Here is a 16,308-nt window from a genome sequence, read left to right on the forward strand (position 1 = left end):
AAGACACACTTGAATACACAAAAAGTAACAAACTAGCGTTCCATTACTTTTTTTCTTCGTAAATTTAATCTTCATCATGTTTTGATATCTTTCTAAAATCTGCCCTACACGACTTAGATTAAGATTCGATGAAACATACCTAATATTTATTATTTAATTGCTGCGCGGGGAAATATGAAACTAAAAACGCAAGCTTACTTACTATCGGGCATCATTTTAGTCGCCCTACTAGCGTTGACCGCTACAGGTTTATGGACCTTAAGAGTCGCTAGCAACATGGATAACAAAGCTCGCGTGACTGAGCTATTTAAGAGTGCATACAGCATTCTTACTGAAGTTGAAAAGATGGCCATTGACGGCACGTTAGAGGAACAACAAGCAAAACAGTTGGCGACACGTCTGCTGCGTAACAATATTTATAAAGACAATGAATATGTCTACGTTGCCGATGAGAATATGACGTTTGTCGCTACTCCATTAGATCCTCAGTTACACGGAACTAGCTTTAATGACTTTAAAGATGGAGACGGTAATAGTGTTGGTCAATTAATCCAAAGAGTACTTGGTAACCGAACAGGTCAGATCGTTGAATACACCTGGACCCAAAAACAGCCAGATGGCACGATTGAAGAAAAACTATCTATTGCAGAGAAAACACCGCATTGGGGTTGGGTTGTAGGAACAGGTATAGGCTTCAATGAAGTTAACGCTCGTTTCTGGTCAACTGCTCAATGGCAGCTATTCCTATGTGTTGTTATTGCAGGTCTTATTCTTTCTAGCTTAATCGTGTCTATTAAACGAATGCTGGCACTACTTGGTGGCGAGCCTAAAGACGTGAGAGAAGCCGTACAAGCTGTAGCAGAAGGACGCATTCAGACCTCTTTCGAAACTAAAGCGGTCGATGGCAGTATCTATCATGCAGTACAACAAATGAGTAAATCGCTGGCTGAATTAGTATCTAACCTTAATGCTTCGATGTTGGCATTACGAGGAGAGCTGCAACGCGTAGAAGACCGCGCTGGTTCTATTGCTCAACTCACTGAGACACAACAGCAATCCACCGAAATGATCGCAACTGCGATGACAGAGATGGCATCTTCAGCTAATAACGTTGCTGATTCTGCGGGAGACACAGCGCGCAACACTGATGAAGCAGACAAACAGAGCCAGCATACTCAGCGCCTGATTCATAACACAGTAGACAATATCCAAGGCCTCGCAGGACAACTAGGAACAGCAAGCGAAGCTGTCGCTAACCTAGATAACGATGTAAACAACATTGTGAAAGTATTGGATGTGATTGGCGATATTGCAGAACAGACAAACCTATTGGCACTAAATGCAGCAATTGAGGCTGCTCGTGCAGGCGAGCAAGGTCGAGGATTTGCAGTGGTTGCTGATGAGGTGCGTAATCTTGCAGGCCGAACGCAATCAAGCACTAAAGAGATCCAGTTAATGATCAATAACCTTCAGGACGGCTCTCGCAACGCTATCCAAACCATGGAAGTGTGTGCAGCGACCAGCCAGAGCACAGTAACCGAGTCTCAAAATGCCTCAGAAGCGCTACAACAGATTGTTATTGCTCTTGAGTCAATCTCTTCAATGAGCCATCAAATCGCGACAGCAGCAGCTGAGCAAACTCAAGTGAGTGATGATATCTCGAAGCGCATCAACATGATTGAGGAAAGTGGTAATCAACTAAGCAATGTAGTGACCGAAAGTCATAACAGCACCCAAACCTTAGCCTCTCTATCTAATGAACTAGAAGCTTGGGTAAATAGGTTTGAAGTAAAACACTAAAGTTTCGGGAAGATTTTTAAATATAAAAGCACGTTTTCATACGTGCTTTTTTTTATTTCGGCACTCATTCCGTCTAGTTAAACGTAGTTTCTCGATCTTTTAGGGCATGCTAGACCTAGGTTTTTCACCGCAAATGAACAAAAACAACCCACTAAGTATAGAAAAACATCAAACAATACTTTTTTTGCAATTTAATGTTGACCCAGAACGCGAAAACACGTTTAATACACCTCGTCGCCCGGATAGCTCAGTCGGTAGAGCAGAGGATTGAAAATCCTCGTGTCGGTGGTTCGATTCCGCCTCCGGGCACCACAATTTATTTGTTGGTGTCTTAGACAACAACAGTAAAGCACAAAGAAATATTATGTGCCGACTTAGCTCAGTAGGTAGAGCAACTGACTTGTAATCAGTAGGTCACCAGTTCGATTCCGGTAGTCGGCACCATTTCTTTAAAGCTTTAAGAATAATTCCCCCTTAGTTCAGTTGGTAGAACGGCGGACTGTTAATCCGTATGTCGCAGGTTCGAGTCCCGCAGGGGGAGCCACATTTAGTGTGCCGACTTAGCTCAGTAGGTAGAGCAACTGACTTGTAATCAGTAGGTCACCAGTTCGATTCCGGTAGTCGGCACCATTTATATTATTGAGAAGTTTACTCTTCTTAAATAATTCCCCCTTAGTTCAGTTGGTAGAACGGCGGACTGTTAATCCGTATGTCGCAGGTTCGAGTCCCGCAGGGGGAGCCACTTTAGAGAAAGCCTCATCACACGATGAGGCTTTTTCGTATCTAACGCTCCTGCTTTGTGCCAAAGCAATGTCTCAGCCGAATCGTCGGACCGCCCTAGCCGGCCGCGTCGAATCCCGCAAGGGGAGCCAATAAAGAAGAAGCCGCATCATTGATGCGGCTTTTTTGCACCTGAAGATCACGCATCTCTTTCCTACCTTCTTTAAACATCCTTGCCTTTTATCACATCCAAAATACCTTTCTTTATCTAGAGGTAATCAAACCATAGCCATTCATCTCAAGTGGTAAAGTTCACTTAGTAAAAACACTTCATCGAAAATTACTCTGGTGATAACGACGGATCATAAATCGAAGATCTGTATAGTGTGGCGATTTAGAGCTTCCAATTTTAAAACATCGCGCTGATCGCTCTCAGTGTCACTGTAAATCGCCACGCTCTCCTTAGCCACTACGATTACTCTTTATCAAAACTATCCACCACAATCGCTCCCATAGAGGCTGGCATAGAAATAACAATCACTCTCTTGATTGAAACTACAGGGTCAGTCAATAAAGGAAGTTTATCTAGACAAGTCAATACTAATGCTACGACCATGGCCGTCATGGCATAAGCGATAACGATTCTAAAAATGAACACAGGAATTCGGGCAACGACATCTTTTTGGAAAACGCTCTCATAAGTATAAAAACCAAGAAAGACTGCGGATAACATAAACAACAGCAATAAATTTTCGGCAGGCAACGTCTCTCCTAGTCTCCAGGCTTCTTCAGAAAAAGAGATTGGAACAGCCAGAGCAAAAGATCCAACAAAGATCTGGCCTGCATCTTCAAAATTAAAACTCAGTTTCATTACATTACCTACTCGAGCCTTCTCTGCGATCCCACAGTAATTATTCTCAACTCTCTAAATACTGGAATCACTAAAAGTTAAAAGTGACTTCCGGTACTTCATATTAACCACCTAAAGCCAACTAAGAGTTGAACCGGAGAGCAAAAAAATCAAATTCTACTAATTATAATCTTAACGCTTCCACACGCTCGTAGAATGTACATAGGCTTCGAGTACGATGCTTAAGGGCAATAAACCTTCGGCGTGTGTACCAATATTGCTCACCCCAAACCTGAAAAAACTTACCTTCTAATATACTGTCACAAATACAATATAGTTGAAGATATCTGTTCTTGAGGGTGTAAGGACGGCATTTCAATGAGAAGTAAAAGAGCATTGATCGGCAATGGATGACTTGAAGGGAGTCTACCTTTGAGGGCTAAACAACAATTCTGATACCCACACTCTCAAAACCGAGCTAAAGGCTAGCTATATCATAGTGAACAGTCTCCTATACCTTCTGAATACAAAGAAATAGGTTACGGTTTATAGAACGTATGAATAAGCAAATCTCAGCAGAACTAGTACCTTGTAAATGCTTCTATAAAGTGCCCACCGCTGGAATTGCTAAAAGCATAGATCTGTTGTGTATTAATAGATACCAGATAGGAATCCCCATGGAAATACCTCTCTATTGCGCTAGACAGACCGTAAGGCTTCTTCCACAAATGACAGTGACAAAACGCAATAAGGAGAGCTGAAGGTCCAAGCATCAGGGGATAGGAAATATTTAGATAAGAAGCAATGAAAGGCACGCTAGCACCTCTTTAAAAGAAGTAGTTAGACTACCGAGATGTTTCGACTATTCATTACAATAAAAAGCTTACAACGAAATTGTCAGTAGAGTACTGCTCCCGGGTAATTCAGGGCCTCTTAAAGGCTCATTAGAAGGCAAGTTTAACCGCGGACTAGGTTGCCATACATCAAAGCAATAGCGCTTCACGACACTACCTACCTTCTCGGTAAGCACCGAAAAGCAGGAAAGCTATAGTGAGAGCTCCAAGACTTGTTTAACGCACTTCAAAGAGAGATCATCATAATTCGGAAGTAACCAAGCCAAACTACTTCTAACAAGGCATGTCGATAAATTGAGGTTCTTCTGTACCTTTGCTCCTGGCCAAGCAAAATGTACATTCCAAGGTAAATTAACAATACTCACAAACGACGTAAGCCTAATCGTCGGACTAGATTTCCCACCATTGGAGGCATGGTCGGGATTGCTGACAACCGGGGCGATTTGCAATGATTCGAATGTAAAAAAGTCCTGCTATTTCTAGCTGGACTTCTCTATGAATGACATAAAGGTAGTGTTCGCAGACGGTCAGGGCTCATTAGTCGAAGACCAAATTATCTATTTCCTAAAACAAGCGAAGCCTAGTCATAAGGCTAGGCTTTCTAATAAATAGTGGGGGCGCCGGGTTGCGGACAACGAGCAAACCTTTTGCGGGATTCTTTCAACCGAAGCGGAACACAATCATTCAAACGTAAAAAAGCCCGAGCAGTTATGCTTGGGCTTAGTATAAGTGGCGGAATAGCTGGGGGATCAGACGACCGGGACTCGTTGGTCGAAGACCAAAATATCTATCTCTAGAAACGACGAAAGCCTAGTCGTAAGACTAGGCTTTCTGATAAGTGGCGGAGTGGACGGGACTCGAACCCGCGACCCCCGGCGTGACAGGCCGGTATTCTAACCAACTGAACTACCACTCCGCAGTGTCTATTCAGCTTAAAGCAATTTGAGCCTGACGATGTCCTACTCTCACATGGGGAAGCCCCACACTACCATCGGCGCTATTGTGTTTCACTTCTGAGTTCGGCATGGAATCAGGTGGGTCCACAATGCTATGGTCGTCAAACAAATTCTTTTGTTAACTTGATTAATCAAATCAACTAAATCGTGGTGCTGATACCCAGACTCGAACTGGGGACCTCACCCTTACCAAGGGTGCGCTCTACCGGGCTGAGCTATATCAGCAATTCAAGAACCGTTTAAAAACGATTCTAAAAATTTAAAGCCTGGCGATGTCCTACTCTCACATGGGGAAGCCCCACACTACCATCGGCGCTATTGTGTTTCACTTCTGAGTTCGGCATGGAATCAGGTGGGTCCACAATGCTATGGTCGCCAAGCAAAATTTTAAAATTCGGAAAGCTGTTTCTATTCTCTCAAACTCATTCAAGCGTTTGTATCTTATGAGTCCATCAAAACCCCTTGGGTGTTGTATGGTTAAGCCTCACGGGCAATTAGTACAGGTTAGCTCAACGCCTCACAGCGCTTACACACCCTGCCTATCAACGTTCTAGTCTTGAACAACCCTTTAGGACGCTTAAAGCGCCAGGGAAAACTCATCTCAGGGCTCGCTTCCCGCTTAGATGCTTTCAGCGGTTATCGATTCCGAACTTAGCTACCGGGCAATGCCATTGGCATGACAACCCGAACACCAGAGGTTCGTCCACTCCGGTCCTCTCGTACTAGGAGCAGCCCCCTTCAATTTTCCAACGCCCACGGCAGATAGGGACCGAACTGTCTCACGACGTTCTAAACCCAGCTCGCGTACCACTTTAAATGGCGAACAGCCATACCCTTGGGACCGACTTCAGCCCCAGGATGTGATGAGCCGACATCGAGGTGCCAAACACCGCCGTCGATATGAACTCTTGGGCGGTATCAGCCTGTTATCCCCGGAGTACCTTTTATCCGTTGAGCGATGGCCCTTCCATTCAGAACCACCGGATCACTATGACCTGCTTTCGCACCTGCTCGAATTGTCATTCTCGCAGTCAAGCGGGCTTATGCCATTGCACTAACCACACGATGTCCAACCGTGTTTAGCCCACCTTCGTGCTCCTCCGTTACTCTTTGGGAGGAGACCGCCCCAGTCAAACTACCCACCAGGCACTGTCCGTAATCCCGATTCAGGGACCAACGTTAGAACATCAAAACTACAAGGGTGGTATTTCAAGGACGACTCCACCACATCTAGCGACGCGGTTTCAAAGTCTCCCACCTATCCTACACATGTAGGTTCAATGTTCAGTGCCAAGCTGTAGTAAAGGTTCACGGGGTCTTTCCGTCTAGCCGCGGGTACACTGCATCTTCACAGCGATTTCAATTTCACTGAGTCTCGGGTGGAGACAGCGTGGCCATCATTACGCCATTCGTGCAGGTCGGAACTTACCCGACAAGGAATTTCGCTACCTTAGGACCGTTATAGTTACGGCCGCCGTTTACCGGGGCTTCGATCAAGAGCTTCGACCGAAGTCTAACCCCATCAATTAACCTTCCGGCACCGGGCAGGCGTCACACCGTATACGTCATCTTACGATTTTGCACAGTGCTGTGTTTTTAATAAACAGTTGCAGCCACCTGGTATCTGCGACTCTCGTCTGCTCCATCCGCAAGGGACTTCACTGATAAGAGCGTACCTTCTCCCGAAGTTACGGTACCATTTTGCCTAGTTCCTTCACCCGAGTTCTCTCAAGCGCCTTGGTATTCTCTACCCGACCACCTGTGTCGGTTTGGGGTACGATTCCTTACAATCTGAAGCTTAGAGGCTTTTCCTGGAAGCATGGCATCAATGACTTCACTACCGTAGTAGCTCGACATCGTATCTCAGCGTTAAGAAGAACCGGATTTACCTAATTCTTCCGCCTACGTACTTGAACCTGGACAACCGTCGCCAGGCCCACCTAGCCTTCTCCGTCCCCCCATCGCAATTGTAAGAAGTACGGGAATATTAACCCGTTTCCCATCGACTACGCCTTTCGGCCTCGCCTTAGGGGTCGACTTACCCTGCCCCGATTAACGTTGGACAGGAACCCTTGGTCTTCCGGCGAGGGAGTTTTTCACTCCCTTTATCGTTACTCATGTCAGCATTCGCACTTCTGATACCTCCAGCAGCCCTTACAGACCACCTTCAACGGCTTACAGAACGCTCCCCTACCCCACGCACATAAGTGCGTAGCCGCAGCTTCGGTGTATAGCTTAGCCCCGTTACATCTTCCGCGCAGGCCGACTCGACCAGTGAGCTATTACGCTTTCTTTAAATGATGGCTGCTTCTAAGCCAACATCCTGGCTGTCTGAGCCTTCCCACATCGTTTCCCACTTAGCTATACTTTGGGACCTTAGCTGGCGGTCTGGGTTGTTTCCCTCTCCACGACGGACGTTAGCACCCGCCGTGTGTCTCCCGGATAGTACTTACTGGTATTCGGAGTTTGCAAAGGGTTGGTAAGTCGGGATGACCCCCTAGCCTTAACAGTGCTCTACCCCCAGTAGTATTCGTCCGAGGCGCTACCTAAATAGCTTTCGGGGAGAACCAGCTATCTCCAGGTTTGATTGGCCTTTCACCCCTAGCCACAAGTCATCCGCTAATTTTTCAACATTAGTCGGTTCGGTCCTCCAGTTGATGTTACTCAACCTTCAACCTGCCCATGGCTAGATCACCTGGTTTCGGGTCTAATCCTAGCAACTGTACGCCCAGTTAAGACTCGGTTTCCCTACGGCTCCCCTAAACGGTTAACCTTGCTACTAAAATTAAGTCGCTGACCCATTATACAAAAGGTACGCAGTCACACCACGAAGGTGCTCCTACTGCTTGTACGTACACGGTTTCAGGTTCTATTTCACTCCCCTCACAGGGGTTCTTTTCGCCTTTCCCTCACGGTACTGGTTCACTATCGGTCAGTCAGTAGTATTTAGCCTTGGAGGATGGTCCCCCCATATTCAGACAGGATATCACGTGTCCCGCCCTACTCGTTTTCACTGATGATGAGATGTCGACTACGGGGCTATCACCCTTTATTGCGGCACTTTCCAGAGCCTTCGTCTGTCTCATTAAAAGCTTAAGGGCTAATCCAATTTCGCTCGCCGCTACTTTCGGAATCTCGGTTGATTTCTCTTCCTCGGGGTACTTAGATGTTTCAGTTCCCCCGGTTTGCCTCTTGCTGCTATGTATTCACAACAAGATACTTACTTATGTAAGTGGGTTTCCCCATTCGGAAATCCCAGACTCAAATGACTTTTACTGTCTAATCTGGGCTTATCGCAAGTTAATACGTCCTTCATCGCCTCTGACTGCCAAGGCATCCACCGTGTACGCTTAGTCACTTAACCATACAACCCGAAAGGGTCTTAGTGTATGGCAACTAACCAAGGTTTTTGGTTGTAACAAGAAGGGTTAATTCTTATTACGTGTTTGCCGGACTCAATTTAATACTCTTTATTTTCACTTTTAAAAAGTGAAGACAAAAAGCCAAGACACTTGAATGTGTTTGTGTTGTGTTTATCTAAAGATAAACATTGAGAACTTTTAATTTGATTAACTCATAGAGTTAATCAGTCAGCTTTCCAAATTGTTAAAGAGCTTGATTCAATAAATGAACCATTTTTAAAGATTCTACTTTCTATTCTAAAGAAATAAGAACACTTAAAGATGGTGGAGCTATGCGGGATCGAACCGCAGACCTCCTGCGTGCAAGGCAGGCGCTCTCCCAGCTGAGCTATAGCCCCATCTAGGTCGATATTGGTGGGTCTGAGTGGACTTGAACCACCGACCTCCCGCTTATCAGGCGAGCGCTCTAACCAGCTGAGCTACAGACCCAATATCGTCTCTTAACTTCTCTAAACCGTATCAATCTGTGTGGACACTTATCGTGAATATCTTCGTATAAGGAGGTGATCCAGCCCCAGGTTCCCCTAGGGCTACCTTGTTACGACTTCACCCCAGTCATGAACCACAAAGTGGTGAGCGTCCTCCCCGAAAGGTTAAACTACCCACTTCTTTTGCAGCCCACTCCCATGGTGTGACGGGCGGTGTGTACAAGGCCCGGGAACGTATTCACCGTAGCATTCTGATCTACGATTACTAGCGATTCCGACTTCATGGAGTCGAGTTGCAGACTCCAATCCGGACTACGACGCACTTTTTGGGATTCGCTCACTCTCGCAAGTTCGCTGCCCTCTGTATGCGCCATTGTAGCACGTGTGTAGCCCTACTCGTAAGGGCCATGATGACTTGACGTCGTCCCCACCTTCCTCCGGTTTATCACCGGCAGTCTCCCTGGAGTTCCCGACATTACTCGCTGGCAAACAAGGATAAGGGTTGCGCTCGTTGCGGGACTTAACCCAACATTTCACAACACGAGCTGACGACAGCCATGCAGCACCTGTCTCAGAGCTCCCGAAGGCACACCTGCGTCTCCGCTGGCTTCTCTGGATGTCAAGAGTAGGTAAGGTTCTTCGCGTTGCATCGAATTAAACCACATGCTCCACCGCTTGTGCGGGCCCCCGTCAATTCATTTGAGTTTTAATCTTGCGACCGTACTCCCCAGGCGGTCTACTTAACGCGTTAGCTCCGAAAGCCACGGCTCAAGGCCACAACCTCCAAGTAGACATCGTTTACGGCGTGGACTACCAGGGTATCTAATCCTGTTTGCTCCCCACGCTTTCGCATCTGAGTGTCAGTATCTGTCCAGGGGGCCGCCTTCGCCACTGGTATTCCTTCAGATCTCTACGCATTTCACCGCTACACCTGAAATTCTACCCCCCTCTACAGTACTCTAGTTCACCAGTTTCAAATGCAGTTCCGAGGTTGAGCCCCGGGCTTTCACATCTGACTTAATGAACCACCTGCATGCGCTTTACGCCCAGTAATTCCGATTAACGCTCGCACCCTCCGTATTACCGCGGCTGCTGGCACGGAGTTAGCCGGTGCTTCTTCTGTTGCTAACGTCAAGAAATGCCGCTATTAACGACACCCCCTTCCTCACAACTGAAAGTACTTTACAACCCGAAGGCCTTCTTCATACACGCGGCATGGCTGCATCAGGCTTTCGCCCATTGTGCAATATTCCCCACTGCTGCCTCCCGTAGGAGTCTGGACCGTGTCTCAGTTCCAGTGTGGCTGATCATCCTCTCAGACCAGCTAGGGATCGTCGCCTTGGTGAGCCATTACCTCACCAACTAGCTAATCCCACCTAGGCATATCTTGACGCGAGAGGCCCGAAGGTCCCCCTCTTTGGCCCGTAGGCGTTATGCGGTATTAGCCATCGTTTCCAATGGTTATCCCCCACATCAAGGCAATTTCCTAGGCATTACTCACCCGTCCGCCGCTCGACGCCGTTATCGTTCCCCGAAGGTTCAGATAACTCGTTTCCGCTCGACTTGCATGTGTTAGGCCTGCCGCCAGCGTTCAATCTGAGCCATGATCAAACTCTTCAATTTAAGATTTTGTGACTCAACGAATACTGACTTCAAAACTACAAAAAGTAATTCTAAAGCTATTATCATTCCAACAGAATGATAATGAATTGACTGTGCCGATAATAAATTATCGATTGGTCACTCAGTTCATTGAAATCAATGCGATTCCTAAGAATCAATTTTTGATATTCATCAACGAGTGCCCACACAGATTGATAGGTTTAAATTGTTAAAGAGCTTTGCTTTCAGTACCTTAGCACTTAAGCAGGACGCGTATAATACGCTTTCTACTTTGAAAGTCAACATAAAATACTAAGAAAACTTAGAACTCTATGGTGACTTGTCTGCTTTGTAGACAAAGTCGAAATTAAAGCCTGGCGATGTCCTACTCTCACATGGGGAAGCCCCACACTACCATCGGCGCTATTGTGTTTCACTTCTGAGTTCGGCATGGAATCAGGTGGGTCCACAATGCTATGGTCGCCAAGCAAAATTTTGCTTTTACTTTCAGCTTTTTTAAAAACTGAAGGCAAAATAATCTGGAAAGCTTATTAAAAGTGTTGTCTCATCAAACTCATTCAAGCGTTTGTATCTTTGAGTCCATCAAAACCCCTTGGGTGTTGTATGGTTAAGCCTCACGGGCAATTAGTACAGGTTAGCTCAATGCCTCGCAGCACTTACACACCCTGCCTATCAACGTTCTAGTCTTGAACAACCCTTTAGGACACTTAAAGTGTCAGGGAAAACTCATCTCAGGGCTCGCTTCCCGCTTAGATGCTTTCAGCGGTTATCGATTCCGAACTTAGCTACCGGGCAATGCCATTGGCATGACAACCCGAACACCAGAGGTTCGTCCACTCCGGTCCTCTCGTACTAGGAGCAGCCCCCTTCAATTTTCCAACGCCCACGGCAGATAGGGACCGAACTGTCTCACGACGTTCTAAACCCAGCTCGCGTACCACTTTAAATGGCGAACAGCCATACCCTTGGGACCGACTTCAGCCCCAGGATGTGATGAGCCGACATCGAGGTGCCAAACACCGCCGTCGATATGAACTCTTGGGCGGTATCAGCCTGTTATCCCCGGAGTACCTTTTATCCGTTGAGCGATGGCCCTTCCATTCAGAACCACCGGATCACTATGACCTGCTTTCGCACCTGCTCGAATTGTCATTCTCGCAGTCAAGCGGGCTTATGCCATTGCACTAACCACACGATGTCCAACCGTGTTTAGCCCACCTTCGTGCTCCTCCGTTACTCTTTGGGAGGAGACCGCCCCAGTCAAACTACCCACCAGGCACTGTCCGTAATCCCGATTCAGGGACCAACGTTAGAACATCAAAACTACAAGGGTGGTATTTCAAGGACGACTCCACCACATCTAGCGACGCGGTTTCAAAGTCTCCCACCTATCCTACACATGTAGGTTCAATGTTCAGTGCCAAGCTGTAGTAAAGGTTCACGGGGTCTTTCCGTCTAGCCGCGGGTACACTGCATCTTCACAGCGATTTCAATTTCACTGAGTCTCGGGTGGAGACAGCGTGGCCATCATTACGCCATTCGTGCAGGTCGGAACTTACCCGACAAGGAATTTCGCTACCTTAGGACCGTTATAGTTACGGCCGCCGTTTACCGGGGCTTCGATCAAGAGCTTCGACCGAAGTCTAACCCCATCAATTAACCTTCCGGCACCGGGCAGGCGTCACACCGTATACGTCATCTTACGATTTTGCACAGTGCTGTGTTTTTAATAAACAGTTGCAGCCACCTGGTATCTGCGACTCTCGTCTGCTCCATCCGCAAGGGACTTCACTGATAAGAGCGTACCTTCTCCCGAAGTTACGGTACCATTTTGCCTAGTTCCTTCACCCGAGTTCTCTCAAGCGCCTTGGTATTCTCTACCCGACCACCTGTGTCGGTTTGGGGTACGATTCCTTACAATCTGAAGCTTAGAGGCTTTTCCTGGAAGCATGGCATCAATGACTTCACTACCGTAGTAGCTCGACATCGTATCTCAGCGTTAAGAAGAACCGGATTTACCTAATTCTTCCGCCTACGTACTTGAACCTGGACAACCGTCGCCAGGCCCACCTAGCCTTCTCCGTCCCCCCATCGCAATTGTAAGAAGTACGGGAATATTAACCCGTTTCCCATCGACTACGCCTTTCGGCCTCGCCTTAGGGGTCGACTTACCCTGCCCCGATTAACGTTGGACAGGAACCCTTGGTCTTCCGGCGAGGGAGTTTTTCACTCCCTTTATCGTTACTCATGTCAGCATTCGCACTTCTGATACCTCCAGCAGCCCTTACAGACCACCTTCAACGGCTTACAGAACGCTCCCCTACCCCACGCACATAAGTGCGTAGCCGCAGCTTCGGTGTATAGCTTAGCCCCGTTACATCTTCCGCGCAGGCCGACTCGACCAGTGAGCTATTACGCTTTCTTTAAATGATGGCTGCTTCTAAGCCAACATCCTGGCTGTCTGAGCCTTCCCACATCGTTTCCCACTTAGCTATACTTTGGGACCTTAGCTGGCGGTCTGGGTTGTTTCCCTCTCCACGACGGACGTTAGCACCCGCCGTGTGTCTCCCGGATAGTACTTACTGGTATTCGGAGTTTGCAAAGGGTTGGTAAGTCGGGATGACCCCCTAGCCTTAACAGTGCTCTACCCCCAGTAGTATTCGTCCGAGGCGCTACCTAAATAGCTTTCGGGGAGAACCAGCTATCTCCAGGTTTGATTGGCCTTTCACCCCTAGCCACAAGTCATCCGCTAATTTTTCAACATTAGTCGGTTCGGTCCTCCAGTTGATGTTACTCAACCTTCAACCTGCCCATGGCTAGATCACCTGGTTTCGGGTCTAATCCTAGCAACTGTACGCCCAGTTAAGACTCGGTTTCCCTACGGCTCCCCTAAACGGTTAACCTTGCTACTAAAATTAAGTCGCTGACCCATTATACAAAAGGTACGCAGTCACACCACGAAGGTGCTCCTACTGCTTGTACGTACACGGTTTCAGGTTCTATTTCACTCCCCTCACAGGGGTTCTTTTCGCCTTTCCCTCACGGTACTGGTTCACTATCGGTCAGTCAGTAGTATTTAGCCTTGGAGGATGGTCCCCCCATATTCAGACAGGATATCACGTGTCCCGCCCTACTCGTTTTCACTGATGATGAGATGTCGACTACGGGGCTATCACCCTTTATTGCGGCACTTTCCAGAGCCTTCGTCTGTCTCATTAAAAGCTTAAGGGCTAATCCAATTTCGCTCGCCGCTACTTTCGGAATCTCGGTTGATTTCTCTTCCTCGGGGTACTTAGATGTTTCAGTTCCCCCGGTTTGCCTCTTGTTGCTATGTATTCACAACAAGATACTTACTTATGTAAGTGGGTTTCCCCATTCGGAAATCCCAGACTCAAATGACTTTTACTGTCTAATCTGGGCTTATCGCAAGTTAATACGTCCTTCATCGCCTCTGACTGCCAAGGCATCCACCGTGTACGCTTAGTCACTTAACCATACAACCCGAAGAGGTCTTTATGTATGGTAAACAACCAAGGTTTTTGGTTGTAATAAGAAGGGTTAGTTCTTATTACGTGTTTGCCGGACTCAATTTAATACTCTTTATTTTCACTTTTAAAAAGTGAAGACAAAAAGCCAAGACACTTGAATGTGTTTGTGTTGTGTTTATCTAAAAGATAAACATTGAGAACTTTTAATTTGATTAACTCTTAGAGTTAATCAGTCAGCTTTCCAAATTGTTAAAGAGCTTGATTCAATAAATGAACCATTTTTAAAGACACTTAAATAAATGCGCTTAAAGATGGTATCCCGTAGGGGAGTCGAACCCCTGTTACCGCCGTGAAAGGGCGGTGTCCTAGGCCTCTAGACGAACGGGACATAGGTACTCTTAACTGTTTAAACATATCAATCTGTGTGGACACTTATCGTGAGTATCTTCGTATAAGGAGGTGATCCAGCCCCAGGTTCCCCTAGGGCTACCTTGTTACGACTTCACCCCAGTCATGAACCACAAAGTGGTGAGCGTCCTCCCGAAGGTTAAACTACCCACTTCTTTTGCAGCCCACTCCCATGGTGTGACGGGCGGTGTGTACAAGGCCCGGGAACGTATTCACCGTAGCATTCTGATCTACGATTACTAGCGATTCCGACTTCATGGAGTCGAGTTGCAGACTCCAATCCGGACTACGACGCACTTTTTGGGATTCGCTCACTCTCGCAAGTTCGCTGCCCTCTGTATGCGCCATTGTAGCACGTGTGTAGCCCTACTCGTAAGGGCCATGATGACTTGACGTCGTCCCCACCTTCCTCCGGTTTATCACCGGCAGTCTCCCTGGAGTTCCCGACATTACTCGCTGGCAAACAAGGATAAGGGTTGCGCTCGTTGCGGGACTTAACCCAACATTTCACAACACGAGCTGACGACAGCCATGCAGCACCTGTCTCAGAGCTCCCGAAGGCACACCTGCGTCTCCGCTGGCTTCTCTGGATGTCAAGAGTAGGTAAGGTTCTTCGCGTTGCATCGAATTAAACCACATGCTCCACCGCTTGTGCGGGCCCCCGTCAATTCATTTGAGTTTTAATCTTGCGACCGTACTCCCCAGGCGGTCTACTTAACGCGTTAGCTCCGAAAGCCACGGCTCAAGGCCACAACCTCCAAGTAGACATCGTTTACGGCGTGGACTACCAGGGTATCTAATCCTGTTTGCTCCCCACGCTTTCGCATCTGAGTGTCAGTATCTGTCCAGGGGGCCGCCTTCGCCACTGGTATTCCTTCAGATCTCTACGCATTTCACCGCTACACCTGAAATTCTACCCCCCTCTACAGTACTCTAGTTCACCAGTTTCAAATGCAGTTCCGAGGTTGAGCCCCGGGCTTTCACATCTGACTTAATGAACCACCTGCATGCGCTTTACGCCCAGTAATTCCGATTAACGCTCGCACCCTCCGTATTACCGCGGCTGCTGGCACGGAGTTAGCCGGTGCTTCTTCTGTTGCTAACGTCAAGAAATGCCGCTATTAACGACACCCCCTTCCTCACAACTGAAAGTACTTTACAACCCGAAGGCCTTCTTCATACACGCGGCATGGCTGCATCAGGCTTTCGCCCATTGTGCAATATTCCCCACTGCTGCCTCCCGTAGGAGTCTGGACCGTGTCTCAGTTCCAGTGTGGCTGATCATCCTCTCAGACCAGCTAGGGATCGTCGCCTTGGTGAGCCATTACCTCACCAACTAGCTAATCCCACCTAGGCATATCTTGACGCGAGAGGCCCGAAGGTCCCCCTCTTTGGCCCGTAGGCATTATGCGGTATTAGCCATCGTTTCCAATGGTTATCCCCCACATCAAGGCAATTTCCTAGGCATTACTCACCCGTCCGCCGCTCGACGCCGTTATCGTTCCCCGAAGGTTCAGATAACTCGTTTCCGCTCGACTTGCATGTGTTAGGCCTGCCGCCAGCGTTCAATCTGAGCCATGATCAAACTCTTCAATTTAAGATTTTGTCGACTCAACGAATACTGACTTCAAAACTACAAAAAGTAATTCTAAAGCTATTATCATTCCAACAGAATGATAATGAATTGACTGTGCCGATAATAAATTATCGATTGGTCACTCAGTTCATTGAAATCATTTTGATTCCGAAGAATCTGTTT

Annotated in this window: 2 protein-coding genes, 10 tRNA genes and 7 rRNA genes; 6 read left to right on the plus strand and 13 right to left on the minus strand. The window is 47.4% G+C overall.

Going from position 1 to position 16,308, the window contains the following annotated elements:
* The first annotated feature begins 174 nt into the window (after positions 1–174).
* The 6 genes from OCV52_RS13590 (at position 175) to OCV52_RS13615 (ending at position 2,542) form a co-directional block, all read left to right on the plus strand.
* Positions 175–1,800 carry a methyl-accepting chemotaxis protein gene (locus OCV52_RS13590; protein ID WP_102426098.1) on the plus strand — a complete coding sequence of 542 codons (1,626 nt, stop codon included), beginning with the start codon at positions 175–177 and terminating at the stop codon, positions 1,798–1,800.
* A 236-nt stretch (positions 1,801–2,036) separates the two neighbouring features.
* Positions 2,037–2,112, plus strand: a tRNA-Phe gene (locus tag OCV52_RS13595).
* A gap of 56 nt (positions 2,113–2,168) precedes the next feature.
* Positions 2,169–2,244, plus strand: a tRNA-Thr gene (locus tag OCV52_RS13600).
* Positions 2,245–2,268: 24 nt separating this feature from the next.
* Positions 2,269–2,344: transfer RNA gene (locus OCV52_RS13605), tRNA-Asn, on the plus strand.
* A gap of 10 nt (positions 2,345–2,354) precedes the next feature.
* Positions 2,355–2,430: transfer RNA gene (locus OCV52_RS13610), tRNA-Thr, on the plus strand.
* A 36-nt stretch (positions 2,431–2,466) separates the two neighbouring features.
* Positions 2,467–2,542, plus strand: a tRNA-Asn gene (locus tag OCV52_RS13615).
* A gap of 453 nt (positions 2,543–2,995) precedes the next feature.
* Here the strand turns inward: OCV52_RS13615 and OCV52_RS13620 are convergent.
* From OCV52_RS13620 to OCV52_RS13680, 13 genes are all read right to left on the minus strand, one after another.
* Positions 2,996–3,391 carry a DUF2391 family protein gene (locus OCV52_RS13620; RefSeq protein ID WP_102424107.1) on the minus strand — a complete coding sequence of 132 codons (396 nt, stop codon included), beginning with the start codon at positions 3,389–3,391 and terminating at the stop codon, positions 2,996–2,998.
* A 1,672-nt stretch (positions 3,392–5,063) separates the two neighbouring features.
* Positions 5,064–5,140, minus strand: a tRNA-Asp gene (locus OCV52_RS13625).
* A gap of 30 nt (positions 5,141–5,170) precedes the next feature.
* Positions 5,171–5,286 (minus strand): 5S ribosomal RNA (gene rrf, locus OCV52_RS13630).
* A 42-nt stretch (positions 5,287–5,328) separates the two neighbouring features.
* Positions 5,329–5,405, minus strand: a tRNA-Thr gene (locus OCV52_RS13635).
* A 39-nt stretch (positions 5,406–5,444) separates the two neighbouring features.
* Positions 5,445–5,560, minus strand: a 5S ribosomal RNA gene (gene rrf / locus OCV52_RS13640).
* Between the two features lie 93 nt (positions 5,561–5,653).
* Positions 5,654–8,544: ribosomal RNA gene (locus OCV52_RS13645) — 23S ribosomal RNA — on the minus strand.
* Positions 8,545–8,864: 320 nt separating this feature from the next.
* Positions 8,865–8,940 (minus strand) — tRNA-Ala (locus tag OCV52_RS13650).
* 14 nt (positions 8,941–8,954) lie between these two features.
* Positions 8,955–9,031, minus strand: a tRNA-Ile gene (locus OCV52_RS13655).
* Positions 9,032–9,098: 67 nt separating this feature from the next.
* Positions 9,099–10,653: ribosomal RNA gene (locus tag OCV52_RS13660) — 16S ribosomal RNA — on the minus strand.
* Positions 10,654–11,004: 351 nt separating this feature from the next.
* Positions 11,005–11,120: ribosomal RNA gene (gene rrf / locus OCV52_RS13665) — 5S ribosomal RNA — on the minus strand.
* A 136-nt stretch (positions 11,121–11,256) separates the two neighbouring features.
* Positions 11,257–14,147: ribosomal RNA gene (locus OCV52_RS13670) — 23S ribosomal RNA — on the minus strand.
* A gap of 306 nt (positions 14,148–14,453) precedes the next feature.
* A tRNA-Glu gene (locus OCV52_RS13675) sits at positions 14,454–14,529 on the minus strand.
* Positions 14,530–14,593: 64 nt separating this feature from the next.
* Positions 14,594–16,146 (minus strand): 16S ribosomal RNA (locus tag OCV52_RS13680).
* The 16S, 23S and 5S rRNA genes sit together here with 5 tRNA genes alongside, the layout of an rRNA operon.
* Positions 16,147–16,308: the final 162 nt, after the last annotated feature.

The sequence above is a fragment of the Vibrio chagasii genome (genome assembly GCF_024347355.1).
Classification (GTDB): Bacteria; Pseudomonadota; Gammaproteobacteria; order Enterobacterales; family Vibrionaceae; genus Vibrio; species Vibrio chagasii.

What these genes read in the sequence shown, in the direction of transcription:
- OCV52_RS13590 (WP_102426098.1), top strand. Translation starts at nt 175, where the DNA reads ATGAAACTAAAAACGCAAGCTTACTTACTATCGGGCATCATTTTAGTC.
- OCV52_RS13620 (WP_102424107.1), bottom strand. Translation starts at nt 3,391, where the DNA reads ATGAAACTGAGTTTTAATTTTGAAGATGCAGGCCAGATCTTTGTTGGA.